This window comes from Gilliamella sp. BG3, assembly GCF_046635605.1.
Classification (GTDB): domain Bacteria; phylum Pseudomonadota; class Gammaproteobacteria; order Enterobacterales; family Orbaceae; genus Gilliamella; species Gilliamella bombi.
In genome coordinates this window covers 1-23,776 of the sequence record NZ_JBIDFE010000014.1, presented here as the reverse complement: position 1 = coordinate 23,776, position 23,776 = coordinate 1, and the positions used below count along the sequence as shown (strand labels likewise).

Genomic DNA, 23,776 nt, shown 5'->3' with positions numbered 1-23,776 from the left:
AATTACCTTACTAGAATCGTATATCATCACTTTTTAATATTTTTATAAAAAAAATGTTTGACATTTAAACAAAAAAGTAAGCTACAAAATAACCTGTTTTATTTGTTGCTAATTTTACTCAATATTTATTATGATAATATTTAATTATATTAAGTTATCATTGCTTTGGCATCATCAGTCAGAAGCTTTTTTGACTTTTAGTCATTAAAATACTAGCCTCGCAGGCTCTGCCAGCTCGGCGCCCCAACTTGCGCGGGGGCTTTATTCTTGTCTATATTGTCCCCTCAAGCACCATAACCTCCCCCCGCGCCCTAAGGATTAAGGACTAAACGCTAAAAACTAAGGTGCGGTGCAAACGCCACGGCGGAAGAAGTTGTCATCATCATCGCGGGTGAGGATGGCGCCGGTGTACATGGCGACACGGAGCTGGTTGCTACCTGAAGCGTCGCTCGTCCAGTATACGTGGGTGATGAAGCGCGTATCAGTGAGGTAGATACCCAGGTCGCCCCACTCCGTGAAAAAGCCAGCGCCTATGTGACGCTGGAAATGATTACCTGATGAACTAGGTGTGGCGCCTACTGCGCCTTGACACCAACTTCCTGAACCCCGACCAGAACAAACTGCATTGGTTAAATCTCTTACCCGTGGCATTCGATAACCCAAACTATTACACCATGTGGTTTGATTAGAAAGGCTAAACCCGGGGGGACCTCCCCGACTGACGAACCACTGCCTTAATACAAATCCATATTTTACTACCTCATCACCAGTATTAATATCTCTACCCACTAACTCAAACGTCTGTGGTAACTGTGGCTTAGCTATTCGATTAGGATTAGGGTTGTTCCATTGATTTCTTGCCTCTGGACCTGTTAGCATAACACGAGCTACGGTTTTTCCTTTATTCCAAGGAGCCCAGTGATCAAGATATTCAACATTTGCCACTGTTGCAGTAATTCCCCCCAAAGTAACGGGTTCCCATGTTAATTCATTTATATCTACTCCACTTATGAGTAAATCAAAATATAAATTATGCGCACCCGTGGTCGGGAAATTTAGGTTGTATGATTCAGGATTGGTTGATTGAACTAAGAAGCCTTTATTTTGATTCCATATGTCAGCTGGACCTCCGTATTCACCATAACCCAAAATTAGATTTGGCCTTGCATAATGGATAACTGGCGACTCTGGTAGCATTATTGCATCACTACGATTACCCGCTCGAGCCTTTTTACCATTCGCCTGAACATTCCATGACGATGACAATAATAACAGTGCTAATACTAGCAAAGCTGTTTTAGGTGATTTGAACGATAATTTCGATAATTCGTTGAGAAATAATTTGGAAGGTATAAATAAGTTTCGTGAAAAAACTCGTCGAATAAGATTATTTGATAAATTTAAGACATAGGTTTGCCAGTGCTGGTGTCTGGTGTCTGGTGTCTAAAATGATAATGCATTATGGTTCACCCGTCAAGTAATTATTTGTTTTATTTATATTTTTATAATTATTTGCTTGTTTAATAAGCTTGTTTTCCTATAGCGATAAAAGTATAATCATTTTAAAAATTGTTGGCTAGTTTTTTGGCGGACTTTTTTGTAAAGAAATGTAAAGATGAAAATAATTCAACTTTAGGGATAGGGAATTTTTTGCACATTATCGACTGTCGATAACTAAAACTGTTTAGTATTTCAATCAGGGAGGTGTCGCTAGGCATTATGAAATTTTGCATAAAAATAACCTAATTTGGACAATATCACTGATATTATTAACTTGCGTAAAAGGCCAAAATGTTCTAAACCCTACTAAGCTTAAGAAGCATAAAAAATAAAAATGTTCAGGCTGTTATACGTTTAACTATAGGAATTAAAGCTTGATTATATTGAATATCTTTTTCAAAATATAATTTACACATAATACAAAGGAGGTATAGGTGTTATTTTCAATTACAAGATTTATTACTGGCGGATGTTTGCCACTTTTGGGGGCCTTTTCTTTTTGCAGTTTTTTATTCAAAAATTATTATATTGGACTCATATTTATCATTATTGGCGTTTTAGCTTACTATCTGGTATTTATTAAATACACAAATGTTATTATTAATAAACATATTAAAATTTTTAAAAGTGAGTTTAAGGATGAGTTTGTGCGTTCAAATTTTTATTGCGATAAAACCTACGAAAATTTTATGTATTTTGATCGAATGAACAAACAAATCTGCTTTACAGATAAAGATACAAATAAAATTGTATCAAGGCTTAATTATGATGATTTATTCTCAGCTAAATTTAATTCTCATCCTCATTTTACTATTAAATTTAATTTTCATTCTTATTTTATTATAGAATTTGATTTTCATCCTTATGTTATTATGAAATTTAAATTAATAAACCAAGAGATAGAAATTAAATTTAATTATTTTTCAAAAGATTATATTTCATTAAGAACAAGATTTTCTCGATTAACAACTATTTATGAATAATTAAGTTATTTAGACAGTAATAACGTTGCTTTTAGTGTACAAAGTATCTGTTTAGCCTCAAAGATTCGAGGCTATCACACGAGTAATTTAAAAATATCTTAGAATTTGTTAATTAACGGTGTAGACGATAAGGTTCATCCACCACAATAAAATCTTTTTCTTGCATTGCCTCACTTATCCATTCTTTAACACTATGAGTTTGACAAATAGTGTTAATGTAGTTGGTTAACGTTGCCGATGTTTTGATACCGAAATTTTTTAGCCTTAAACACATTGGTGCATAGAAAGCATCAGCAATAGTAAATTCACCAAATAAGTAGTTAGATTGAGGTAATTTAAAATTTAAGAAAGAAGATAATAATTCATCAACAAGAGAAATTTCATTTTTGACATCAGCATGATCACGTAAAATAATTTGCCCAATTTCGAAAAACTCAGCTTCAATATTCATTGGTAAATGTTTTCTAATAGCAGAAAATCCTGAATGCATTTTAGCCACTAAACTGCGAGCATTAGCTCTTTTTTTAGTATCTATCGGCCATAAAGCTAAGTTGGGATGTTTTTCAGCCAAGTATTCACAAATAGCCAAAGAATCAGATATCACCACATCATTATCAACTAAAATTGGTACTGTACCATATTTCGATATTGAGGATATTGTTGCTTTAAAAGCAGATTTATCGTCAAGGTTATCAAATCTAACAAACTTTTCATCAAAAGGAATACCAAAGTGTTTCATTACAACCCAAGGGCGCATAGACCACGTTGAATAGTTTTTATTACCTATATAAAGTTTGTAATTCACTTTCAATCTCCATCCAATTCAGTAATGTAAAGTTTGTTAATATTTATCTACTTGCTTAGTTTTATTGGTAAAGAATTTTAAGAATGATTATTTTTATTACAAATAAACCACATGAGTGCCTTTTTCGGGTTGAAAAGTAGCTTTGCCAAATTCATCTAAGAAATAAGCAATATGATCGGCTTTATCCCCTACTAATCGTCCTTTTACTTTGTTCCATGTCATGAGGACTATCATGGCATCAGGTTCACAGCAAATTAACATGGGTTGTTGAAATTCTTCGTTCCAATAAAATTCACCTCCGTATATTTTATGGGCGGTGAGCAATAAATAACATCCGTATTCTTGCGATATCATGTTGAGTTGTTCTTCTGGAATGCTAAAGTTTTTTTCAGCCAGCTCACTGATGATCATTTCAACAACCGTAATACTTTTTTCAGAGTAATCGAGCTGATTAATGCTCCATTTTGGACTATTTAATATCGCATTTTGTGCCCATGCTTCGATCTCTTGATATAATTCATTTTTTTGTTCAGTCATTTTTATTCACTTCGCTATTGAGTTTAATCTGTTCTAATTGCTTAACACTTTGCCACGCGTCTTCCATTTGTTCAAGCGTTGCATCAATTAAAGATAAGTTTTTTTGTTTGAGTATCGATTCTACTTGTTGAAATCGTCGGGTAAATTTTTTATTGGCTTGCTGTAAACAGAGTTCTGATTTAACCTTTAAATGTCTAGCTAAATTGACAGTCGCAAACAATAAATCACCAAGTTCTTCCTCAATTTTTTGTGGATCTTGTTTAGTGCGTTCTAATTCTTGCTCGACTTCACCAATTTCTTCTTTTACTTTATCAAGCACAGGTTTTATATCATGCCAATCAAAACCAACCGAGGCACAACGCTTTTGAATTTTTTCTGCTTGCATTAACGCTGGTATTGCTTGGGGTATATCGTCAAGCAATGAGTATTGCGCTTTTTGGTCTCGTTCTTTTTGTTTAAGTTGTTCCCAGTTAGTTTTTTCATTCTTTTTTTCAGTAAAAATATGAGGATGACGATAAACTAATTTATCTACAACCGATAAACAAATCTCATCAAAATTAAAGCTTCCTTGTTCTTGGGCTAAATCAGCATAAAAGACAATGTGAAATAGTAGATCACCAAGTTCTTTTTTTAGCTCATCCATGTCTTGTTTATCAATTGCATCTAAAACTTCATAGGTTTCTTCTAAAGTATACGATTTTAGTGATGCAAAAGTTTGTTGCCGATCCCATTGACAACCATTAACAGGATCACGAAGTTGTTTGGTTATGGCTTGTAAGCGTTGTAATGCGTTCAAAATATCTCTCATAAATCAATCATTGATTGAACTATTGTAAATGGTTTCATAGCAAAACGGTTACTCTTTTAAACATTGGCGCTTATATATTTTGCTATTATTGATAATTATTTCACCAAAAATAATAATATAAATTGTAAAAATAGCCTTAAAGACGGAACTTCTAGCCGATAAATGTGAATTAAGTATATAATACCTGCTTATTAATTTAACGTTATTAAACAATATGAATAATTTACGCGAGCTTACTTTAAGAGGTACCATTCTCGGCGCTCTTATTACTGTTATTTTTACTGCATCGAATGTTTATCTTGGCTTAAAAGTTGGATTAACTTTTTCGTCAGCAATCCCTGCTGCAGTAATTTCAATGGCTGTATTGAAACTGTTTTCAGGTTCAACTATTTTAGAGAATAATATGGTGCAAACTCAGGCATCAGCAGCTGGCACTTTATCTTCAATTATTTTTGTGCTACCAGGGTTGTTAATGATTGGTTATTGGCAACACTTTCCTTTTTGGCTAACCTTTGCAATATGTGCCGCAGGCGGAATGCTTGGGGTTTTATTTTCAATTCCTTTACGTCATGTAATGGTCGTTAAAAGTAATTTACCTTATCCTGAAGGTGTGGCTGCCGCTGAAATTTTAAAAGCTGGATCTAAAACCGATAATAATGAAGCTAATGATGGGCTAAAAGATATTTTATTTGGTGGCGTGATTGCATCCATTGTTAGCCTTTTTACTAATGGTTTTCGTGCGTTATCAGAAAGCACTGCTTATTGGTTTACTGCTGGTAAGTCTATTTTTCAACTGCCTATGGGGTTCTCATTAGCTTTACTTAGTGCTGGTTATTTAATCGGAATTATGTCTGGAATTGCTATTTTAATTGGTACTATTATTGGTTGGGTATTTGGCGTTCCAATTTTAAGTGCAATTACCGATTATGATACTAGTCAACCGTTATCTGAAGTTGCTATGGGATTTTGGGCAAAAGATATTCGTTTTATTGGTGCAGGGGTAATCGCAATTGCAGCCGTTTGGACATTACTCACGTTAATCAAACCGATGGCCGAAGGGTTAAAAATCTCGTTTAAAAGTATGCGTTCAGATGCGTCTGACAGTGATATTGCATCAACCGAGCGGGATTTATCACCTAAAACTATTTTAGTCATTATGGGCAGTATGTTAGCTATTTTGTTAGTGACATTTTATAGCTTCATTGGCAATAGTGGGTTATCAGCAGGCGTCGCTTGGACATTAGTTTTTTGCGCTGTATTATTTGCTTTTATTATGGGTTTTTTAGTGGCTGCCGCTTGTGGTTATATGGCTGGACTTGTTGGCTCATCAGCAAGCCCAATATCAGGAATAGCAATTGTTGCTGTGGTTGTCATTTCATTGATCTTATTAGGTTTAGGCGAAGCTAATGGTATGCTATCTTCTATTGAAGGTTCTAATTTTGCAACCGCACTTGCGCTCTTTACAACTAGTGCTGTATTGGCGATCGCTTGTATTTCAAATGATAATTTACAAGACCTAAAAACAGGTCATTTGGTTAATGCTACCCCTTGGAAACAACAAGTCGCATTATTACTTGGCTGTGTTGTTGGTGCAATTGTTATTGCGCCTATTTTAGAGATTTTATATAACGCTTATGGCTTTACTGGTGCTTTACCTCGCCAAGATATGGATGTAAGCCAAGTTTTAGCTGCACCACAAGCAACATTGATGACAACAATTGCTAAGGGAATTTTTGCTCATCAACTTGACTGGACGATGATTTTAATAGGACTTGCTTTAGGTGCTGCTATTATTATTGTTGATTTAATTCTTGCCCAAAATAAATCTAATTTTCGCATACCTGCTCTTGCTGTTGGGTTAGGCATTTATTTACCGCCAAGCATTACAACACCAATTATTATTGGTACTTTTTTATCATGGATAATTAAACGTAATGCGTACAAAAAAGCCCAAGCGCAAAATTTAGATCCAGAAGAACAATACAAAAAAGTTGATCGTAAAGCGGCGCTAATTGCATCGGGCCTGATTGTTGGCGAGAGCTTAGTTGGCGTGTTATTGGCTATTGTAATTGTGATTAGTATCACCAATGGCGGAAATGATGCTCCACTCGCAATACCGTTCGATTTAGGTATGTTACCGCAACTTTTAGGGCTTTTTGTTTTTGTTGGTATATGTACGTTCTTTATCCGTCGTGCTTTATCAGCAATTAAGAAATAGTCCTATTGAATAATTAAATTTAAGCCCTTTTCGTTTCAACAAAGGGCTTTTTTGTTTGAATTGATTGTTTTATAACGTTCCTGATTTTAGATGATTAAAACAATTTTTATTAACCTACTTTATTTTGAATAATAGACATAAATATCATGATAGTTTTTGATTCGATCCAAGTGCGCCGTGGCGTTAACCTGCTATTAGATAATGCATCAGCAACCATTAATCCTCAACAAAAAGTGGGGTTAGTGGGTAAAAATGGCTGCGGAAAATCCACCCTTTTTTCGCTAATTAAAGGTGAAATCCAAGCTGATGCAGGCACATTGAGTGTTCCATCTCACTGGCAACTGGCTTGGGTTAATCAAGAAACACCAGCCTTGGATATTCCTGCGATTGAATATGCGATTGATGGCGATCGTGAATATCGTCAATTAGAAAAGCAGTTAAATATTGCCAATGAGCAAAATAATGGTCAACAAATTGCGGTCATTCATGAAAAGCTTGATACCATAGATGCATGGACAATTCGTGCACGAGCTGCAACATTATTACATGGATTGGGGTTTTCTAATGAGCAACTAATGTCACCCGTTAAATCCTATTCTGGTGGTTGGCGAATGCGATTGAATTTGGCACAAGCGTTAATGTGTCGTTCTGATTTATTATTGCTTGATGAACCAACCAATCACCTTGATTTAGATGCTGTCATTTGGCTTGAAAAATGGCTAAGCAACTATCAAGGAACTTTAATTTTAATTTCTCACGATCGTGATTTTTTAGATCCTTTAGTCAATAAAATTATTCATATTGAACAAAAAAGTTTATTTGAATACACTGGTAACTACTCCTCATTTGAGATTCAACGATCTACAAAGTTAGCACAACAACAGTCTCTTTATGAAAGCCAACAACTCAAAGTTGCACACTTACAAAATTATATCGATCGCTTTAGAGCCAAAGCAACAAAAGCTAAACAGGCGCAAAGCCGTATAAAAATGCTAGAAAGAATGGAACTTATTGCACCTGCGCATGTCGATAATCCATTTCATTTTAATTTTAAACCATCAGAATTCTTACCAAGCCCTTTGTTAATGATGGACAAAGTCGTAGCGGGTTATGATGATAAAATTATACTAGAAAAAATTAAGCTTAATTTAGTCCCTGGTTCACGCATTGGCTTATTAGGACGCAATGGTGCAGGTAAATCAACACTGATTAAATTGCTAGCTGGTGAACTTGCACCTAAAGAAGGCCATATTAATCTCGCTAAAGGTGTTCAATTAGGCTATTTTGCTCAACATCAATTAGAATATCTACGCCCCGATGAGTCACCACTTTGGCATTTAACTCAACTTGCTGAATCGAAAAATACAGAGCAAGAACTACGTAATTATTTAGGTGGATTTGATTTTCAAGGCGACAAAGTCACTGAGCCAGTTAAAACTTTCTCGGGTGGTGAAAAGGCGCGACTTGTTTTGGCTTTAATTGTATGGCAAAAACCAAATCTTCTTTTATTAGACGAACCAACTAACCACCTAGATTTAGATATGCGACAAGCATTGACTGAAGCGCTAATTGATTTTGATGGTGCATTAGTTGTGGTGTCACATGATCGCCATTTACTACGTTCGACCACCGATGAATTCTATTTAGTCCATGATCATAAAGTTGAACCATTTGACGGCGATCTTGATGATTATCAAAAATGGTTAGCCGAAGCACAAAAAGATGATAACCAATCAAATGACGAAATAAATTCACCCAAAAAAGAAAATACAAGTAATATATCAGCTCAAGATCGTAAAGAGCAAAAACGTAAACAAGCTGAATTACGTGCACAAATGCAGCCAATAAAAAAACAGTTACAAAAAGAAGAACAGATGCTTGATAAATTAACCCATCAATTAAAGCAAATTGAAGAACAACTGTCTGATCCTGCAATCTATGATGCGAGCAAAAAAAACGAACTTACAACTTTGTTACTAGAGCAAAGCCAACTTAAAAATCAATTAGAAGAAACAGAACTACAATGGTTAGAATTACAACAACAATTGGAATCGTTTAACTTAGATTAAATTGATCATTTCGGTTAATAGGCTTGAGGTAATGGCTATCCATTGTCTATAAGCCAGCTATTTAAATTCATAGGTTATCCTCGCCAATGTTATCGACGATATCATAGATGTACATTTTTGCCTGTTCAAAATCATATCCCTCAATACCAAAAACGGATGTGCAAGATATCATACCTTCAAGTATTAACATAATTAGGCAAGATGCTTGTTCACATGACTTTGTGCCTCCTAGACATTCAAAAATCCTATCTTGAATCCACTTTTTATGTTCACTAACAATAGCGCATATTTCTTCGCTTTTATTGTTATATTCAGACTTGGCTCGTACAAACATACAACCACGGTAATTATCATTCTTAAACCATTTTATATGCCATGAAATAATTGCATTGATTTTGTCTTTTTTTTCAGAAAAAACAGCGATAACATCTGCAAGTGATTTTTTAAAACAATCATTCCGCCTAAGTAACACTTTACTTACAAGCCCATTTTTGTCACCAAAATATTTATATAATGTTCTTTTTGATACACCTGCATTTTCTGCAATAAGCTCTAAACTAACAGGATGATAACCATATTCATTAAACAGCGATTCAGCCGCAGCAAGTATCATATCAACAATTTCGGGCTTCAATTTCATTTTTTATTATTTGTAATTGCTAGAATATTTTTGATTCTATCACAACAACTCTAATATAGTTAATTATAAATAATGTTTGACCTTTATAGTTAATAAATACACATTAAGTAAACGATACAGTTTACTTAATAGACTTACTAGTTTTATTAAAATCCCACATTAACCAAACAGGAGAGATTTATGCTAGAAAAATTAAAAGGAGGAGAGGTGATGTCACCTAAACCTAACGCAGTAGCTATATTGAGAGGATTTATTGGGGGTGCTTTAGGGATTTTAACTTTGCTCGTAATCACTCAGTGGGGAGATACATTAGCAATTATGGCTCCATTTGGTGCAACATGCGTCTTGTTATTTGCTGCACCTAAATATCCATTAGCACAACCAAGAAGTGTTATAGGAGGGCATTTTATTTCGTCTTTTATAGGTGTGTTGTTCATTAATTTATTTAGTAATGGAATTATACCGATAGCATTAGCAGTTGGGACATCTATCGCATTGATGCAGTTACTACGTGTAGTTCACGCTCCAGCTGGTGCAAACCCTATTTTAATCATGATGTCTGGAATTACTGACTATTCATTCTTGATAACACCAGTACTTATAGGTTCAGTTTTATTAGTCATGGTTGCTTTAATAGTTAATAATATAGGAATCGAAGCACGCTGGCCTAACTATTGGTTGGGATATCACTTTGATATGGGTAAAAGAATAAAAAAATCTAAAAAAGAATAGATTGCCTGTATTATATTAATAATAAATTATGATCCTATAGTGGTTTTATCTACCTTGGCGATTCACTTTAATAAAATATATTGGCAATAGAACTATTATTCTCAAATTTTCTAAAGGCATTATATTTCTTTCATAAAAACAAAAACCACAAGATAGACTCTTGTGGTTTTCTAAAAGATACAGCTAATTCAGTGAAAAACTATATCAAAAGATTAGCTTTTTTCAACTTGACTAAAATCTAGCTCTACAGGCGTTGAACGTCCAAAAATAGAAACCGATACTTTCAAGCGACTTTTTTCGTAATCAACTTCTTCTACTACACCATTAAAGTCAGCAAATGGACCTTCATTAACACGAACAAGCTCGCCTGGTTCAAATAGTGTTTTAGGGCGTGGTTTATCACCTATTTGTTGTAAACGATTCATGATAGCATCAACTTCACGTTGGCTGATAGGCGCTGGTCGATCCGAAGTACCACCAATGAATCCCATTGTTCTTGGTACACTTTTTACTAAATGCCAAGTTGCATCATTCATCATCATTTCAACTAGCACATAACCAGGAAAGAATTTACGTTCACTTTTACGGCGTTGACCACTTTTCATTTCAACAACTTCTTCAGTGGGTACTAAAACTTCACCAAATGCATCTTCCATATTATGTAATTTGATGTATTCACGTAATGATTGTGCAACCCTCGCTTCATACCCAGAATAAGCTTGAATAACATACCATCGCTTTTGTTGTGTTTCGCTCATATTAACGCCCTATTGATGTTAAATAAAAGATGACTAAACGGAATACTGTATCCATCCCCCAAAGCGCTAAACCAACAAAAAGTGTAATAGCTGCAACAAGTAAAGTTGTTTGTGCTGTTTCTTTACGTGTTGGCCATACAACTTTTCTTAATTCTTTTCTAGATTCTTGTAAAAATAACAAAAATGACTTACCCATGTTTGTTGTAATCGCAATTAACAGCGTTAATAACGAAATTACAACAACTGCAATAATCCGAACGATTGTATTAGGTTGATATATATCATTTGGTTCAGCAAAATAAAAATTTCCCCAAACAACAAATGCAATCAATACTAAAACTAAACACCACTTAAATTTGTCTAGAATAGTATTTGAATCTTGACTCTCGTTACTTACTAGCATATAAAACCCATAATTATGTTATTTATAGTAATATCTATTTTCCAAAATGCTCTTTTATCAAAAACATTTTGCTAAACAGACTAGATAAGAAAGGGCATCTATTGATACCCTTTCTATTGGTAGCTAATACTAGATTATTTAATAACCCTAGCAACAACACCCGCACCAACAGTACGACCACCTTCACGAATCGCAAAACGTAAGCCGTCTGCCATTGCGATTGGGTGAATTAATGATACTGTCATTTTGATGTTATCTCCAGGCATTACCATTTCTACACCTTCTGGTAATTCGATAGTACCAGTTACGTCAGTTGTACGGAAGTAGAACTGTGGACGGTAACCTTTGAAGAATGGAGTGTGACGACCACCTTCATCTTTGCTTAAAATATACACTTCTGATTCAAAATCAGTATGTGGAGTGATTGAACCTGGTTTTGCAAGTACTTGACCTCGTTCGATTTCTTCACGTTTTGTACCACGTAGTAATACACCAACGTTTTCACCTGCACGACCTTCGTCAAGTAATTTACGGAACATTTCAACACCAGTACAAGTTGTTTTAGTGGTTGGCTTGATACCAACAATTTCAACTTCTTCACCAACTTTGATTACACCGCGTTCAACACGACCAGTTACTACTGTACCACGTCCTGAAATTGAGAATACGTCTTCAATTGGTAATAGGAATGGTTTGTCGATATCACGCTCTGGCTCTGGAATGTAGCTATCTAATGCTTCTGCTAATTCAACAATTTTGTCTTCCCATGCTGCATCGCCTTCTAACGCTTTAAGCGCAGAACCACGAATTACTGGAGTATCATCACCTGGGAAATCATATTGAGATAGAAGTTCACGTACTTCCATTTCAACTAATTCTAATAATTCTTCATCATCAACCATATCACATTTATTTAAGAATACGATGATGTAAGGAACACCTACTTGACGACCTAAAAGGATGTGTTCACGAGTTTGTGGCATAGGACCATCTGTTGCTGCTACTACTAAGATAGCACCGTCCATTTGTGCCGCACCAGTGATCATGTTTTTAACATAGTCAGCATGGCCTGGGCAGTCTACGTGTGCATAGTGACGAGTTGGTGTATCGTATTCAACGTGTGAAGTGTTGATGGTGATACCACGTGCTTTTTCTTCTGGTGCGTTATCGATTTGATCGAATGCACGAGCTTGACCGCCGTATTTTTTAGCAAGTACAGAAGTAATTGCAGCAGTTAAAGTTGTTTTACCGTGGTCAACGTGGCCGATTGTACCAACGTTAACGTGGGGTTTTGTACGTTCAAATTTTTCTTTAGACATTTATCGTCCCTCAAATGTAATACAAATCGGTGGTGAATCACCACATTAACCAAGTATCATATTTAATATCAACATAATACTAACTTAAAATTAGCTCTGAATGATAACAGATAAAGTTACCGAGTGACAAGCTATAAAGCAGGCAAATTTGATATTTTTAGAAGTTTAGGAGATTAACAAGAATGGTGCTGATAGGCAGATTTGAACTGCCGACCTCACCCTTACCAAGGGTGCGCTCTACCAACTGAGCTATATCAGCAATTGGAGCGGGCAGCGGGAATCGAACCCGCATCATCAGCTTGGAAGGCTGAGGTAATAGCCATTATACGATGCCCGCATGTTCAAACTCGGCTACCTAAATGCTTCAATTAGCTATTGCTAATATTAGATGATGGTGGTGGGGGAAGGATTCGAACCTTCGAAGTGTGACACGGCAGATTTACAGTCTGCTCCCTTTGGCCGCTCGGGAACCCCACCCCGAATCTTTATAAATTTGTCTACTTAGGAAAATGGTGCCGGCTGCCGGAATCGAACTGGCGACCTACTGATTACAAGTCAGTTGCTCTACCTACTGAGCTAAGCCGGCCTAAGTGCTGCGCATTATGAACTAGAACATTTAACCTTGCAAGCAAAAAAAACAAATTTTATTTTGTTTGCTTAAAAATAAATCAAAAACATAAAAAAACCCGAAATTTATGCTTATTTCGGGTTTTATTTAGTTCAAAATAAACTTATGTTATTTCTTTTTAACTACATTTTTTTAGTTGTCCCTACACCTTTAGCCGCTGTTTGTACCGCTACATCTTCGCTAATATCGCCTTTGTCTTGATATGCACGACCATAATAAGTATCAAGAAGGATCTGTTTTAGCTCAGCAATTAGAGGATAACGTGGATTTGCACCAGTACATTGGTCATCAAAGGCATCAACTGCAAGCTGATCGACTTGAGCCAAGAAAGTTTTTTCATCCACACCAAATTCTTTAATAGAAAATGGAATATCAAGATCTTTTCTAAGTTGATCTAACCAACCAATTAATTTCTCGACTTTCTTCTCATCATTATCCGTAGCTGCGGTTAGACCTAAATGATCAGCAATTTCGGCATAACGGCTAACTGCTTTAGGATAACCATATTGGCTAAACGTACCTTGTTTAGTTGGTTTGTCGGTTGCATTAAAACGGACAACATTACTAATTAACATCGCATTAGCAACACCATGAGGAATATGGAATGCTGCACCAATTTTATGAGCTATTGAGTGACAAACGCCAAGGAATGCTTGAGCAAAAGCAACACCTGCTAACGTTGCTGCACTATGCACTTTTTCTCGAGCAATAGGATTTTTAGCGCCTTCTCTATAACTTGCTGGTAAATAAGCTTTAAGTATGCTTAGCGCTTGTAGCGCTTGCCCATCAGAAAACTCACTTGCCATAACTGATACGTAAGCTTCTAAAGCATGCGTTACAGCATCATAGCCTCCAGCAGCACAAAGTGAGCGAGGCATATTCATCACTAAATTTGCATCAACTATTGCCATATTAGGCGTAATAGCATAATCCGCTAATGGATATTTTTGACCTGTTGCATCATCAGTAACCACGGCAAATGGAGTTACTTCAGAGCCTGTACCTGATGTGGTTGTTACACAAATTAATTTTGCTTTTTGCCCCATATTTGGGAAGTGGCAAGCACGTTTACGAATATCCATAAAACGTAATGCTAGCTCTTCGAATTTAGTTTCAGGGTGCTCATATAAAACCCACATGATTTTTGCAGCATCCATTGGTGAACCACCACCTAACGCAATAATTGTATCTGGTTGGAATGCTTGCATTGAATCAGTACCCTTACGCACGACACTTAATGTTGGATCTGCTTCAACATCAAAGAAAGTTTCACAAATAACACCTTGTGCTTCTAATTGATCAGTGATTTGTTTTGAGTAACCGTTATTAAATAGGAATTTATCTGTTACTAAAAATACACGTTTTGCACCTTGCTCAACCACTTCACTTAAAGCTACTGGTAGTGAGCCACGTTTAAAATAGATAGAACTTGGTAGTTTGTGCCATAACATATTTTCTGCTCTCTTAGCGATTGTTTTCTTATTGATTAAGTGCTTCGGTCCAACATTTTCAGATACCGAGTTACCCCCCCAAGAGCCACATCCTAATGTTAAAGATGGCGCTAAATCAAAATTATATAAATCACCAATACCACCATGAGCCGCTGGTTGATTTATTAAAATACGGCAAGTTTTCATTTTACTACCAAAATAAGCAATACGTTCACGATTGCTATCTTGATCAGTATAAAGGACTGAAGTGTGCCCCATTCCACCCATTTCAACCAATTTTTCTGCTTTATCAACAGCTTCAGAGAAATCTTTAGCCTTGAACATAGCAAGCGTTGGAGAAAGTTTTTCGTGAGCAAACGGTTCAGATAAATCAACTTTACTTACTTCGCCAACAAGTACTTTCGAACCAGCTGGAACTTTAAGACCGGCCATTTCAGCAATTTTAGTTGCTGGCTGACCAACAATATTGGCATTTAAGGCGCCTTTGTCGTTTAAAATAATACCTTGTACTGCTTTAGTTTCTTTAGCATTTAAGACATATGCACCATATTGAGTTAATAAGCGACGTACTTCATCATAGACAGAATCAACAACAACAATTGCTTGTTCTGATGCACAGATCATCCCGTTATCAAATGTCTTAGACATAAGTACTGAGGCAACAGCACGTTTCAAATCAGCTGTTTCATCTATAACAACTGGTGTATTACCTGCACCAACACCTAACGCAGGTTTACCTGAACTATAAGCGGCTTTTACCATGCCTGGTCCACCAGTTGCTAAAATAGCAGACACATCATCGTGGTGCATTAATGCATTTGATAATTCGATAGATGGCTCGTCAATCCAACCAATAATATCTTTTGGTGCGCCAGCTTTAATTGCGGCATCTAATACAATTCGAGCAGCTTCAATAGTTGATTTTTTAGCTCGAGGATGTGGAGAGAAGACAATTGCATTGCGAGTTTTTAAGCTAATTAATGATTTAAAAATCGCAGTTGAAGTTGGGTTAGTTGTTGGAACAATTCCACAAATAATACCAAGTGGCTCTGCTATAGTAATAGTACCGAATGGTTCATTTTCAGCAACGACTCCACAAGTCTTATCGTGACGATATTTATTTAAAATATACTCAGCGGCAAAAAGGTTTTTTATGACCTTATCTTCGACAATTCCCATTCCTGACTCTGCAACAGCTTGTTGCGCAAGTGGAATACGTGCCGCAGCAGCGGCTGTCGCAGCTGCTACAAAGATTTTGTCGACTTGTTCTTGAGTATAAGTTGAATAAGTCTCCTGTGCCTTTTTGACTCGAGCCATTAACTCATTTAACTCATTCATGTTAGTTACTGCCATAGATTTCTCCTTGAAATTAAAAAATAAATCGGGATCGTTTGGCGTCTTCCTTGAAACTATTTAATGCTTAAGCATAATGACAAAACGAAATTGACGTTATCGTAAATCAGATTTTTACTTTATACAATAATATATTGAATAAAAAAAAGCATGTTACGAAAAGTAACTAATTTTTATGTATTTAGTCACTAAAAAAGAAATAGATATAAAAAAAGGAACCATTTTTATTCAAAAATGGTTATTATTAATGGAATTTGTTATGGAAGAAAAAGGACTAGTTTTAAAAAATTATGTGTTACACAATTTATTTAGCACATAACTAACCGCCACAAAACCAAAGGTGGCTGTAACTGTTGTAATTGCGCCGAACCCTGACTCACAGTCCATTTTTTTAGGTCCATCTGCTTCACTTTTTGTTAAACATACTTGTCCATTTTTAGAAGGGTACGTTAATTGCTCAGTCGAAAATACACAAGGAATGCCGTATTTACCTTTGCTATCTTTATTTAATTTATAATTATACTTTAGTTTTTCACGTAACTTTGCTACTAATGGATCTTGAATTGTCTTTGCCAAATCTGCAATTTTAATTTGGGTTGGATCTTTTTGTCCACCAGCTCCACCAATGGTAATCACTTTCAATTTTTGTCGCTTACAATATGCAAGCACAGCCGCTTTATCATGTACACTATCAATTGCTTCAATAATATAGTGATAACATGGGGATTGCTTTGTTCCTAAATATTCACCAACATTATCTGAATTAATAAAATCATCAATTTCATTCACGATACATTCAGGGTTAATTTGTAAAATGCGTTCAGCCATAACCGAGGTTTTAGCTTTGCCAATATTGGATTTTAACGCATGAATTTGGCGATTTGTATTTGTTACACAAACATCATCCATATCAATTAAGGTAATTTGACCAATACCACTACGCGCTAGCGATTCAGCAACCCAAGAACCTACACCACCGATACCAATTACACAAATATGCGCTTGTGAAAAACATTGCAAAGCCGACTCACCATAAAGCCTAGCTATACCGCTAAAACGTTGAAAGTAAGATTCTTTATTCATCAATAATTAATAATAGTGTTTTATACTAAAACAACTACTCTCCTGAAACTTTTTTACAAATTATAACTGTAATATTTTTTATATAAAGAACTTATCAATAAGTATTAGAGATATTATACCTTTCACGAATAAAAAACCAAATTCATAACTCTTATAAAGGTCAGCTACATCATCATCAACGATGAGTAATCGGTAAAATATTATGTGTATTTGTTTAACTTATTAGTTTTTCCTACAATTTGCCATTTCATACCAAGCAATTGTACCTTTAGCTTGAACAAAGTAGATAAAGGGTCTAATAACCTATCAGGCCGTAATACCCTCGTGCTTAGTCAGGCTAACGTCGAGCAAAATAGAGCTATATATTAAAATAGTTAACAATTTTAATATAGATTGAACATATCTATTTTTTAGATCAAACAAAATTGTTATACGCTAGATACTAAAGTCTTAACAGTATATAATATTAAAAATTTTTAATCTTAATTTAAATAAATTATTGGAGTTTTAATTTTTTATGAAAGAATATAAGGTAGTTATTTATCAAGAAAACGCTTTTTCTTCGTTTCTTTTTGGATCAGCTAATGTTAATCCAGCTAGGTTTACCGAGTTACTAAATAAAAATGCTGAAGCAGGCTGGCGTGTAGTAACGATGGAAAGAGAGATACGTCGCTTGTTCTTATTCTGGAATCGAGAAGCTCACATTGTTATCCTTGAGCGTGACCGTATTTAAACAACCTCAAAAGAATTTTTATTAAAATAATCCATTACAGGTAATAATATTTTAAATTAATAGTTGTAAGGTTGAAAATCAATATGCTCATTAGGGCATATTATTTCTACTAAATAAGATAAACTCAAACTGGCTAATTGCTAAATTAGTAAATTAGAAGTATTAATTCTTTGTTAAAAAGTTTCAGGAAACACTATGTTTCAGTATAAAATAGGCAACTTTAAGATTTATGCTGTAATTTTTGCTCTGCTAGAGCTAAAAAAACAATACCTATAATGATAGATAACCCACCAAGCATGCGTGTCAATGTAATTTGCTCATCAAAAACAATAACCGATACCAACATTACTGTAACCACCTGTAAATGAGAAGCGGCAAAAGCTGGACCCACTGGGGCTTTTTTTAATAATACCATCCAAGTGACAAATGCCCCTGTATAGCCAAGCATTACTAAATAAGCCCAACCATAAGTAAAAATACGGATTAACCAATCAATACTCACTTCAAATGGCATAGCTGATATTGCCGTTAATTTAAAGCTTGTTTGACCAAATGTGTCAAAAAATAATAGTAAAATAAATCCAATAATATAAAATTTTTTCATTACGTAAGCCCCACTAAAACTACGCCTGTAGTAATAAAAAATATACCAATGATACGAAATAAAGTAAGGTGCTCTTGAAATAAGATACGGCCAGCTAACATAACAGTTATGATATTAAATGAACCTAGTAAAATACCTTGCGATAAAGGCACTTTACTTAAAAATGCTAGCCAAAAAATAAAACCGATAAAATATGTGCCAAACCCCAACCAAAGCCAAAAATTGCTAAATAATTTTTGCCAATAATGTAAACCCTGCTTATTTTTTGAAGTAATTGCGGCATACTTAAATGCAATTTGCCCAACAGTATCACAGGCAATATTAATTAACCAAAGAACAATAATTAAGGTTGACACTGCTGGCAAAATCCGTGTATTTCTAGCACACTATGTTTGATTAAAAAATCACTTTGTTGTGCTAACTGTTTAAATTGATGTTCGATATCTTGTGAATGTTTTTCGATGATTTGTTGACATTTATCGCAAATGAATAAAATTGAAATATGTTCAGGATCTTGAAAATGTGGACAAATAATATAGCTATTAGAAGATTCCACTTTATGGATAAAACCTTGTTCAAGTAAAAATTCAAGTGCACGATAAATTGTTGGAGGTTTAGCTTGTGGTTCGCTTACTTTTAGTAGATCTAAAAGATCATAGGCACTCATTGCTTTATTTGCCGTTAACATAATATCTAAAACTGTTCGACGTTGCGTTGTCAGTTTAATACCACGTTTTTTGCATAAAGTTTCAATCTTTTCAATTAACAGATTATGCATTTAATATCCTTTGCCTTTAGCCATAATTTTTTTGTGCAGCTTTTCTTCGTCTTATTTCTTTAGGATCATTGATTAAAGGGCGATATATTTCAATACGATCACCATTTTTAACCAATTCATTAAGATCACAACGTTTTCCATAGATGCCGATTAAATGTTCATCTAGTTTAATCTGGCATAACGATAAGATATTGGATTTTGTAATTGCTTGCAAGACATTCGTTTGCTCACCAACATTACAATTAATTACTGTTGGATTATTCGGTAACGCATAAACAACTTGAATATTGATCATTTTAATAAATCTGCCTTGCTCTTTTTGAAAACGCATTAACCATACTAGTCATGATTTCTTTAAATATAGGAGTAAAAGTCATATCTAATAATTTATTTTTGAACTCAAAATCTAAATTGAGACTAATTTTACTTTGGTTTTCAGTAATTTTAACAAATTGCCACCGACCCGATAATTGTTTAAATGGACCTTCTAAAAGCGTTATATCAATTGAGTTAGGTTCATTAACTCTATTTAATGTGGTAAAAGATTTTTTAAAACCGAACTTTTCAACCTTAATAAAGGCAGTCATAATATTATCTTGTTTTCTAATAATGCCTGTTGCGATACAATCAGGAATGAATTCTGGATATTTTTCTATATCATTAACTAAAGCAAACATTTGCTCAATTGAGTAGGGCTCAATAACTTCGTGAAAAACATGTGCCATAATAATAAAATAAAAAGTTAAAATTAGTAGCATATAGTATCACGTAACTCTATAATAACGCACATTATGACTAAGAAAAAATTACACAAGCCGGGATCGGCAACTATTGCATTAAATAAACGTGCACGCCATGAGTACTTTATTGAAGAGGAAATTGAGGCGGGATTATCCCTGCAAGGTTGGGAAGTAAAATCTCTCCGTGCAGGTAAAGCAAATATTAGTGATAGCTATGTTTTACTTAAAGATGGTGAAGCATGGTTATTTGGTGCAACTATTACGCCGTTAAATGTTGCCTCAACGCATGTTATTTGTGAACCGATGCGAAATCGTAAGTTGCTGCTAAATGAGCGTGAGCTCAACTCATTATTTGGTCAGATCAACCGCCAAGGCTATACGGTTGTTGCTCTTTCATTATATTGGAAAAACGCATGGGCAAAAGTAAAAATTGGTGTTGCCAAAGGTAAAAAAGAATACGATAAACGTACCGATATTAAAGAACGCCAATGGCAAGTTGATAAAGCACGTATTATGAAAAACGCAAATCGGTAATGTTTTGATTCACTTCGTAAAATATAACGCTAGCAGTAGATATCGATTCAATTTCTGTTTTAATTAGATTTGCTAGCGCTATCTTTTTTAGTACATTATAAATCTGCAATATACTAACGTTGATCATCAACAGTTACGCCTGCTGGCGGAGTAAATTTGAATTTGTCTAATGCGACTTTACCTAGTGTTTGTCGAGACAAGTCATAAAAACTACGTTGGCCATCTTCTTCTATAATAGTAAAGTTAGAAATCATACCTGTAGGTAATACCGAAATAATAAAGTCTTGATTAGACCCATCTGTTGGTTTTAAGGTAAACGAATCTTGTTTACGAGTGACATTATAAACATTCCAAATTGGGTTATGACTGTCAGTAATTAGTAACATTAATCGGTTATCGATCGCTTTTTTCAAGTCCATTACACTAACTTGTTGAACTGCTGGTGTGTATACCCACATATTCTTTCCATCAGAAATAATCGATGTTTCATCAGGTTCATTCATCGTCCAATTAAAATAGTAAGGTCTACTAACCCATAAATCGCCTTTACCTTCTTGTACTTGTTGATTATCGGCCGTTTTCACATCTTGCGAAAACCTTGCATAAAACCCGTCAATTTTATCTAAACGTTGTTGTAATACTTCTTTATCACTAGCCCATGCTGATAAACTAACTAATGCTCCAATTAAAAGTAAAAACTTTTTCATAATCAATCCTTATGTATTTATTCTATAAAAATATGTTAAATATATTTTGATTACTATATATGATCGAAATATTACCGTTTTTATTCCACTGGGGGAAGATATTTTCTTTTCTTTTTTCACTTACAAAATAACAAGTATATAATAGGTTTTATTTTACAAATGCGGATAAATACCTGCCATGCCGAGTATGTCTTTTGAATTTACTACTGATGAATTTAAACCATTAGCAGCTAGAATGCGCCCACGTAATCTAGCTGAATATATAGGTCAATCTCATCTATTGGGGAAAGATAAACCGCTACCAAAAGCAATTGAAGCTGGAAATTTACACTCAATGATCCTTTGGGGGCCGCCAGGCACGGGCAAAACAACTTTAGCTGAAATTATTGCTCATCATGCTAATGCTAAAGTTGAACGAGTTTCTGCCGTTACATCTGGCATAAAAGATATTCGTGAAGCAATTGAACGTGCTAAAATTAATCAGCAAGCAGGGATGCGCACTATATTATTTGTTGACGAAGTTCATCGTTTTAATAAAAGTCAACAAGATGCATTTTTGCCTTATGTCGAAAACGGTACTGTTACGTTTATTGGAGCAACAACTGAAAACCCATCATTTGAATTAAATTCTGCATTATTATCTCGTGCAAGAGTCTATTTGCTCAAATCATTAACCAACCATGACATTGAGCAAATTTTACAACAGGCAATGGACGATCCTAACCGTGGTTATGGTAATAAAAACATCAATCTACCCGAAGAAACAAAAAAACAAATTGCTGACTTCGTTGGTGGTGATGCAAGGCGAGCACTTAACACACTTGAACTATTAATTGACATGTCAGATGGGCATGAACTTACACCTGATTTACTCAAAGAAGTTATGGGAGAACGTAGTGCGAGATTCGATAATCAAGGCGATCGTTTTTACGATTTAATTTCCGCGGTACATAAATCAATACGTGGTTCCGCACCTGATGCCGCTCTGTATTGGTATGCAAGAATTATATCAGCTGGCGGAGATCCACTTTATGTTGCACGTCGATTATTAGCCATTGCCTCGGAAGATGTTGGTAATGCCGATCCTAGAGCTATGCAAGTCGCGCTTGCGGCATGGGACTGCTTTACAAGAGTTGGTCCTGCTGAAGGTGAACGTGCAATTGCACAAGCAATCATCTATCTTGCTTGTGCACCAAAAAGTAATGCAGTTTACCTTGCATTTAAACAAGCAATGACTGATGCCGAATCAAAACCTGATTACGATGTTCCTGAGCATTTACGCAACGCTCCAACAAGCTTAATGAAAAACTTAGGTTATGGCGCTGAGTATCGTTACGCCCACGATGAACCCAACGCTTTCGCAGCAGGTGAAAATTATTTTCCGCCAGAAATGGCTAATACAAAATATTATCGCCCAACAACTCGTGGTGCTGAAAAAAATTATACTGAAAAATTAGCATGGATAGAAGAACAAAACCTCTCAAGCTCTATTCAACGTTATAAGTCTAAAAAATAGAGGCTGTGTTTATTTTTTATAAAAATATTCTGAAAGAATTTGATCTAACAAAATAATTATAAAATGGAAAATACTATTTCTACATACTTATTTTTGTACCCTACCTTTAAATCTTAAAATAATGTTAAAAACTTTCAGGAAACCATGTATTTGAGTATAAAATTTTAAATAATTAAAGTGCTTTTTATCTAAAAATATGTCGTGTTAGATCTGTATCTTTTTAACAACCTGGAGCAAGCAAAGAAAATGATTGAAAATAACTTACCATTTATAATACTGAAAAAATCATGAGGCATTAAATAATATGACGCCTATTGAATACAAAACACAAAAACAACTAGCATGATTTTCTACGTTAGTTTTGTATTAAAAATGAGATAATCACACATCAGCTAGTTGTAAACTATTAAAGTTATGAAACAGGATTAATTTTATGCCGGCATTATTTGAATATTCAAATATATCAAACACTGTACTCAATATATTAGATAAAAAAGGATACCGAATTTGGTATGACGAAAAGTTAAAAATGTACTGTGCTGAAAAGAACGGTTGGGATTTTATGGCCGATTCACCATCAGGTTTGTTAGGTTTAATTAGCATTTATGAATTTAAAAAACCAGCTATATATAAAGAATATTGGTGGAAAGATGATGATAAAAACTTACTAAAAAATTTAAGAAAGAAACCTAAATACATATCAGTTATAGATAAAAATATAAGATAGATTAAAGTTAAGTTACTAAAAATAAAGCAAAAGCAACTAAGTGATTTTTTACATATCATAAAATAATAATATAAAAGCAAAAAGCCCAGCATGACTGCTGGGCTCTCTATATTTAAAAGTCTGGCGGCACCCTACTCTCACATGGGTAAT

The 23,776-nt window shown here is 34.8% G+C and carries 24 protein-coding genes and 4 tRNA genes; 8 read left to right on the top strand and 20 right to left on the bottom strand.

Features of this window, described 5'->3' with window-relative positions; all coding sequences use genetic code 11:
- Window positions 1-339 precede the first annotated feature (339 nt).
- Window positions 340-1,266 (bottom strand): hypothetical protein, encoded by a 927-nt coding sequence (locus ACGH6S_RS07790; RefSeq protein WP_411578598.1) that lies wholly within the window; start codon window positions 1,264-1,266, stop codon window positions 340-342.
- A gap of 668 nt (window positions 1,267-1,934) precedes the next feature.
- Between ACGH6S_RS07790 and ACGH6S_RS07785 the strand changes: the two genes are divergently transcribed.
- Window positions 1,935-2,483: a hypothetical protein gene (locus ACGH6S_RS07785; RefSeq protein ID WP_411578597.1), complete on the top strand. Its 549-nt coding sequence runs from the start codon at window positions 1,935-1,937 to the stop codon at window positions 2,481-2,483.
- A gap of 112 nt (window positions 2,484-2,595) precedes the next feature.
- Here the strand turns inward: ACGH6S_RS07785 and ACGH6S_RS07780 are convergent, their stop codons facing one another.
- The 3 genes from ACGH6S_RS07780 to mazG all read right to left on the bottom strand — a co-directional run bounded on the left by ACGH6S_RS07780 (window position 2,596) and on the right by mazG (window position 4,633).
- Window positions 2,596-3,288: a glutathione S-transferase family protein gene (locus ACGH6S_RS07780; protein WP_296300441.1), complete on the bottom strand. Its 693-nt coding sequence runs from the start codon at window positions 3,286-3,288 to the stop codon at window positions 2,596-2,598.
- A 96-nt stretch (window positions 3,289-3,384) separates the two neighbouring features.
- Window positions 3,385-3,825: a hypothetical protein gene (locus tag ACGH6S_RS07775; protein WP_034913613.1), complete on the bottom strand. Its 441-nt coding sequence runs from the start codon at window positions 3,823-3,825 to the stop codon at window positions 3,385-3,387.
- A complete protein-coding gene (gene mazG, locus ACGH6S_RS07770; protein ID WP_065589849.1) occupies window positions 3,818-4,633 on the bottom strand; it encodes a nucleoside triphosphate pyrophosphohydrolase in 816 nt (271 codons plus the stop codon). The genes ACGH6S_RS07775 and mazG overlap by 8 nt, the downstream gene beginning before the upstream one ends.
- A 214-nt stretch (window positions 4,634-4,847) precedes the next feature.
- Here mazG and ACGH6S_RS07765 point away from each other — a divergent pair, with 214 nt between their 5' ends.
- Both ACGH6S_RS07765 and ACGH6S_RS07760 read left to right on the top strand, forming a co-directional pair.
- On the top strand, window positions 4,848-6,851 hold the full coding sequence (locus ACGH6S_RS07765) for an OPT family oligopeptide transporter (RefSeq protein ID WP_085163734.1): 2,004 nt from the start codon (window positions 4,848-4,850) through the stop codon (window positions 6,849-6,851).
- Between the two features lie 146 nt (window positions 6,852-6,997).
- The gene (locus tag ACGH6S_RS07760) at window positions 6,998-8,920 is read left to right on the top strand and encodes an ABC transporter ATP-binding protein (RefSeq protein ID WP_411578596.1); all 1,923 of its coding nucleotides are present in this window, start codon (window positions 6,998-7,000) and stop codon (window positions 8,918-8,920) included.
- A gap of 67 nt (window positions 8,921-8,987) precedes the next feature.
- Here ACGH6S_RS07760 and ACGH6S_RS07755 read toward each other — a convergent pair whose 3' ends face one another.
- Entirely contained in the window at window positions 8,988-9,560 is a 573-nt protein-coding gene (locus ACGH6S_RS07755) for a TetR/AcrR family transcriptional regulator (protein WP_411578595.1), read from the bottom strand.
- 180 nt (window positions 9,561-9,740) lie between these two features.
- Here ACGH6S_RS07755 and ACGH6S_RS07750 point away from each other — a divergent pair, with 180 nt between their 5' ends.
- Complete coding sequence (locus tag ACGH6S_RS07750; protein WP_411578594.1) at window positions 9,741-10,292, top strand: HPP family protein; 552 nt, start codon at window positions 9,741-9,743, stop codon at window positions 10,290-10,292.
- Window positions 10,293-10,504: 212 nt separating this feature from the next.
- Here the strand turns inward: ACGH6S_RS07750 and nusG are convergent, their stop codons facing one another.
- The 9 genes from nusG to tcdA form a co-directional block, all read right to left on the bottom strand.
- The gene (gene nusG / locus ACGH6S_RS07745) at window positions 10,505-11,050 is read right to left on the bottom strand and encodes a transcription termination/antitermination protein NusG (RefSeq protein WP_034913625.1); all 546 of its coding nucleotides are present in this window, start codon (window positions 11,048-11,050) and stop codon (window positions 10,505-10,507) included.
- Window position 11,051: 1 nt separating this feature from the next.
- The gene (secE, locus tag ACGH6S_RS07740) at window positions 11,052-11,453 is read right to left on the bottom strand and encodes a preprotein translocase subunit SecE (protein WP_034913628.1); all 402 of its coding nucleotides are present in this window, start codon (window positions 11,451-11,453) and stop codon (window positions 11,052-11,054) included.
- Window positions 11,454-11,587: 134 nt separating this feature from the next.
- On the bottom strand, window positions 11,588-12,772 hold the full coding sequence (tuf, locus tag ACGH6S_RS07735; RefSeq protein WP_065639651.1) for an elongation factor Tu: 1,185 nt from the start codon (window positions 12,770-12,772) through the stop codon (window positions 11,588-11,590).
- Window positions 12,773-12,955: 183 nt separating this feature from the next.
- A tRNA-Thr gene (locus ACGH6S_RS07730) sits at window positions 12,956-13,031 on the bottom strand.
- A 3-nt stretch (window positions 13,032-13,034) separates the two neighbouring features.
- Window positions 13,035-13,109: transfer RNA gene (locus ACGH6S_RS07725), tRNA-Gly, on the bottom strand.
- A gap of 55 nt (window positions 13,110-13,164) precedes the next feature.
- Window positions 13,165-13,249: transfer RNA gene (locus tag ACGH6S_RS07720), tRNA-Tyr, on the bottom strand.
- A gap of 33 nt (window positions 13,250-13,282) precedes the next feature.
- Window positions 13,283-13,358, bottom strand: a tRNA-Thr gene (locus ACGH6S_RS07715).
- Between the two features lie 164 nt (window positions 13,359-13,522).
- Window positions 13,523-16,204 carry a bifunctional acetaldehyde-CoA/alcohol dehydrogenase gene (adhE, locus tag ACGH6S_RS07710; protein WP_174798897.1) on the bottom strand — a complete coding sequence of 894 codons (2,682 nt, stop codon included), beginning with the start codon at window positions 16,202-16,204 and terminating at the stop codon, window positions 13,523-13,525.
- Window positions 16,205-16,492: 288 nt separating this feature from the next.
- Complete coding sequence (tcdA, locus tag ACGH6S_RS07705; RefSeq protein WP_085165909.1) at window positions 16,493-17,287, bottom strand: tRNA cyclic N6-threonylcarbamoyladenosine(37) synthase TcdA; 795 nt, start codon at window positions 17,285-17,287, stop codon at window positions 16,493-16,495.
- Window positions 17,288-17,804: 517 nt separating this feature from the next.
- Here tcdA and ACGH6S_RS07700 point away from each other — a divergent pair.
- Window positions 17,805-18,020: a DUF4177 domain-containing protein gene (locus tag ACGH6S_RS07700; RefSeq protein ID WP_065590507.1), complete on the top strand. Its 216-nt coding sequence runs from the start codon at window positions 17,805-17,807 to the stop codon at window positions 18,018-18,020.
- A gap of 220 nt (window positions 18,021-18,240) precedes the next feature.
- On the opposite strand, the gene ACGH6S_RS07695 is transcribed toward ACGH6S_RS07700, so the two are convergent.
- From ACGH6S_RS07695 to ACGH6S_RS07675, 5 genes are read right to left on the bottom strand one after another with little or no spacing between them, the layout of a single operon-like run.
- On the bottom strand, window positions 18,241-18,624 hold the full coding sequence (locus ACGH6S_RS07695) for a DMT family transporter (RefSeq protein ID WP_034913644.1): 384 nt from the start codon (window positions 18,622-18,624) through the stop codon (window positions 18,241-18,243).
- Window positions 18,624-18,980, bottom strand: coding sequence for an EamA family transporter (locus ACGH6S_RS07690; protein WP_034913647.1), 357 nt, complete (start codon window positions 18,978-18,980; stop codon window positions 18,624-18,626). The genes ACGH6S_RS07695 and ACGH6S_RS07690 overlap by 1 nt, the downstream gene beginning before the upstream one ends.
- On the bottom strand, window positions 18,968-19,402 hold the full coding sequence (gene zur, locus ACGH6S_RS07685; RefSeq protein WP_065590506.1) for a zinc uptake transcriptional repressor Zur: 435 nt from the start codon (window positions 19,400-19,402) through the stop codon (window positions 18,968-18,970). The genes ACGH6S_RS07690 and zur overlap by 13 nt, the downstream gene beginning before the upstream one ends.
- 16 nt (window positions 19,403-19,418) lie before the next feature.
- Window positions 19,419-19,697, bottom strand: coding sequence for an RnfH family protein (locus ACGH6S_RS07680; RefSeq protein ID WP_411578593.1), 279 nt, complete (start codon window positions 19,695-19,697; stop codon window positions 19,419-19,421).
- Window position 19,698: 1 nt separating this feature from the next.
- A complete protein-coding gene (locus tag ACGH6S_RS07675) occupies window positions 19,699-20,160 on the bottom strand; it encodes a type II toxin-antitoxin system RatA family toxin (RefSeq protein WP_081296689.1) in 462 nt (153 codons plus the stop codon).
- A gap of 33 nt (window positions 20,161-20,193) precedes the next feature.
- Here ACGH6S_RS07675 and smpB point away from each other — a divergent pair, with 33 nt between their 5' ends.
- Complete coding sequence (smpB, locus tag ACGH6S_RS07670) at window positions 20,194-20,676, top strand: SsrA-binding protein SmpB (protein WP_065590504.1); 483 nt, start codon at window positions 20,194-20,196, stop codon at window positions 20,674-20,676.
- Between the two features lie 113 nt (window positions 20,677-20,789).
- Here the strand turns inward: smpB and lolA are convergent, their stop codons facing one another.
- Window positions 20,790-21,383 carry an outer membrane lipoprotein chaperone LolA gene (lolA, locus tag ACGH6S_RS07665; protein ID WP_065590503.1) on the bottom strand — a complete coding sequence of 198 codons (594 nt, stop codon included), beginning with the start codon at window positions 21,381-21,383 and terminating at the stop codon, window positions 20,790-20,792.
- A 178-nt stretch (window positions 21,384-21,561) separates the two neighbouring features.
- Here lolA and ACGH6S_RS07660 point away from each other — a divergent pair, with 178 nt between their 5' ends.
- On the top strand, window positions 21,562-22,899 hold the full coding sequence (locus ACGH6S_RS07660; protein WP_296303043.1) for a replication-associated recombination protein A: 1,338 nt from the start codon (window positions 21,562-21,564) through the stop codon (window positions 22,897-22,899).
- Between the two features lie 433 nt (window positions 22,900-23,332).
- Window positions 23,333-23,626: a hypothetical protein gene (locus tag ACGH6S_RS07655; RefSeq protein WP_411578592.1), complete on the top strand. Its 294-nt coding sequence runs from the start codon at window positions 23,333-23,335 to the stop codon at window positions 23,624-23,626.
- Window positions 23,627-23,776 lie beyond the last annotated feature (150 nt).

Bases quoted from the DNA above. Each gene is read 5' to 3' on its own strand.
- ACGH6S_RS07755 (WP_411578595.1), bottom strand. From the start codon at position 9,560: ATGAAATTGAAGCCCGAAATTGTTGATATGATACTTGCTGCGGCTGAA.
- ACGH6S_RS07695 (WP_034913644.1), bottom strand. From the start codon at position 18,624: ATGAAAAAATTTTATATTATTGGATTTATTTTACTATTATTTTTTGAC.
- ACGH6S_RS07660 (WP_296303043.1), top strand. From the start codon at position 21,562: ATGCCGAGTATGTCTTTTGAATTTACTACTGATGAATTTAAACCATTA.
- ACGH6S_RS07680 (WP_411578593.1), bottom strand. From the start codon at position 19,697: ATGATCAATATTCAAGTTGTTTATGCGTTACCGAATAATCCAACAGTA.
- adhE (WP_174798897.1), bottom strand. From the start codon at position 16,204: ATGGCAGTAACTAACATGAATGAGTTAAATGAGTTAATGGCTCGAGTC.
- ACGH6S_RS07655 (WP_411578592.1), top strand. From the start codon at position 23,333: ATGCCGGCATTATTTGAATATTCAAATATATCAAACACTGTACTCAAT.
- ACGH6S_RS07760 (WP_411578596.1), top strand. From the start codon at position 6,998: ATGATAGTTTTTGATTCGATCCAAGTGCGCCGTGGCGTTAACCTGCTA.
- tuf (WP_065639651.1), bottom strand. From the start codon at position 12,772: ATGTCTAAAGAAAAATTTGAACGTACAAAACCCCACGTTAACGTTGGT.
- smpB (WP_065590504.1), top strand. From the start codon at position 20,194: ATGACTAAGAAAAAATTACACAAGCCGGGATCGGCAACTATTGCATTA.
- nusG (WP_034913625.1), bottom strand. From the start codon at position 11,050: ATGAGCGAAACACAACAAAAGCGATGGTATGTTATTCAAGCTTATTCT.
- ACGH6S_RS07700 (WP_065590507.1), top strand. From the start codon at position 17,805: ATGAAAGAATATAAGGTAGTTATTTATCAAGAAAACGCTTTTTCTTCG.
- ACGH6S_RS07750 (WP_411578594.1), top strand. From the start codon at position 9,741: ATGCTAGAAAAATTAAAAGGAGGAGAGGTGATGTCACCTAAACCTAAC.
- tcdA (WP_085165909.1), bottom strand. From the start codon at position 17,287: ATGAATAAAGAATCTTACTTTCAACGTTTTAGCGGTATAGCTAGGCTT.
- ACGH6S_RS07675 (WP_081296689.1), bottom strand. From the start codon at position 20,160: ATGCTACTAATTTTAACTTTTTATTTTATTATTATGGCACATGTTTTT.
- zur (WP_065590506.1), bottom strand. From the start codon at position 19,402: ATGCATAATCTGTTAATTGAAAAGATTGAAACTTTATGCAAAAAACGT.
- ACGH6S_RS07765 (WP_085163734.1), top strand. From the start codon at position 4,848: ATGAATAATTTACGCGAGCTTACTTTAAGAGGTACCATTCTCGGCGCT.
- lolA (WP_065590503.1), bottom strand. From the start codon at position 21,383: ATGAAAAAGTTTTTACTTTTAATTGGAGCATTAGTTAGTTTATCAGCA.
- ACGH6S_RS07775 (WP_034913613.1), bottom strand. From the start codon at position 3,825: ATGACTGAACAAAAAAATGAATTATATCAAGAGATCGAAGCATGGGCA.
- mazG (WP_065589849.1), bottom strand. From the start codon at position 4,633: ATGAGAGATATTTTGAACGCATTACAACGCTTACAAGCCATAACCAAA.
- secE (WP_034913628.1), bottom strand. From the start codon at position 11,453: ATGCTAGTAAGTAACGAGAGTCAAGATTCAAATACTATTCTAGACAAA.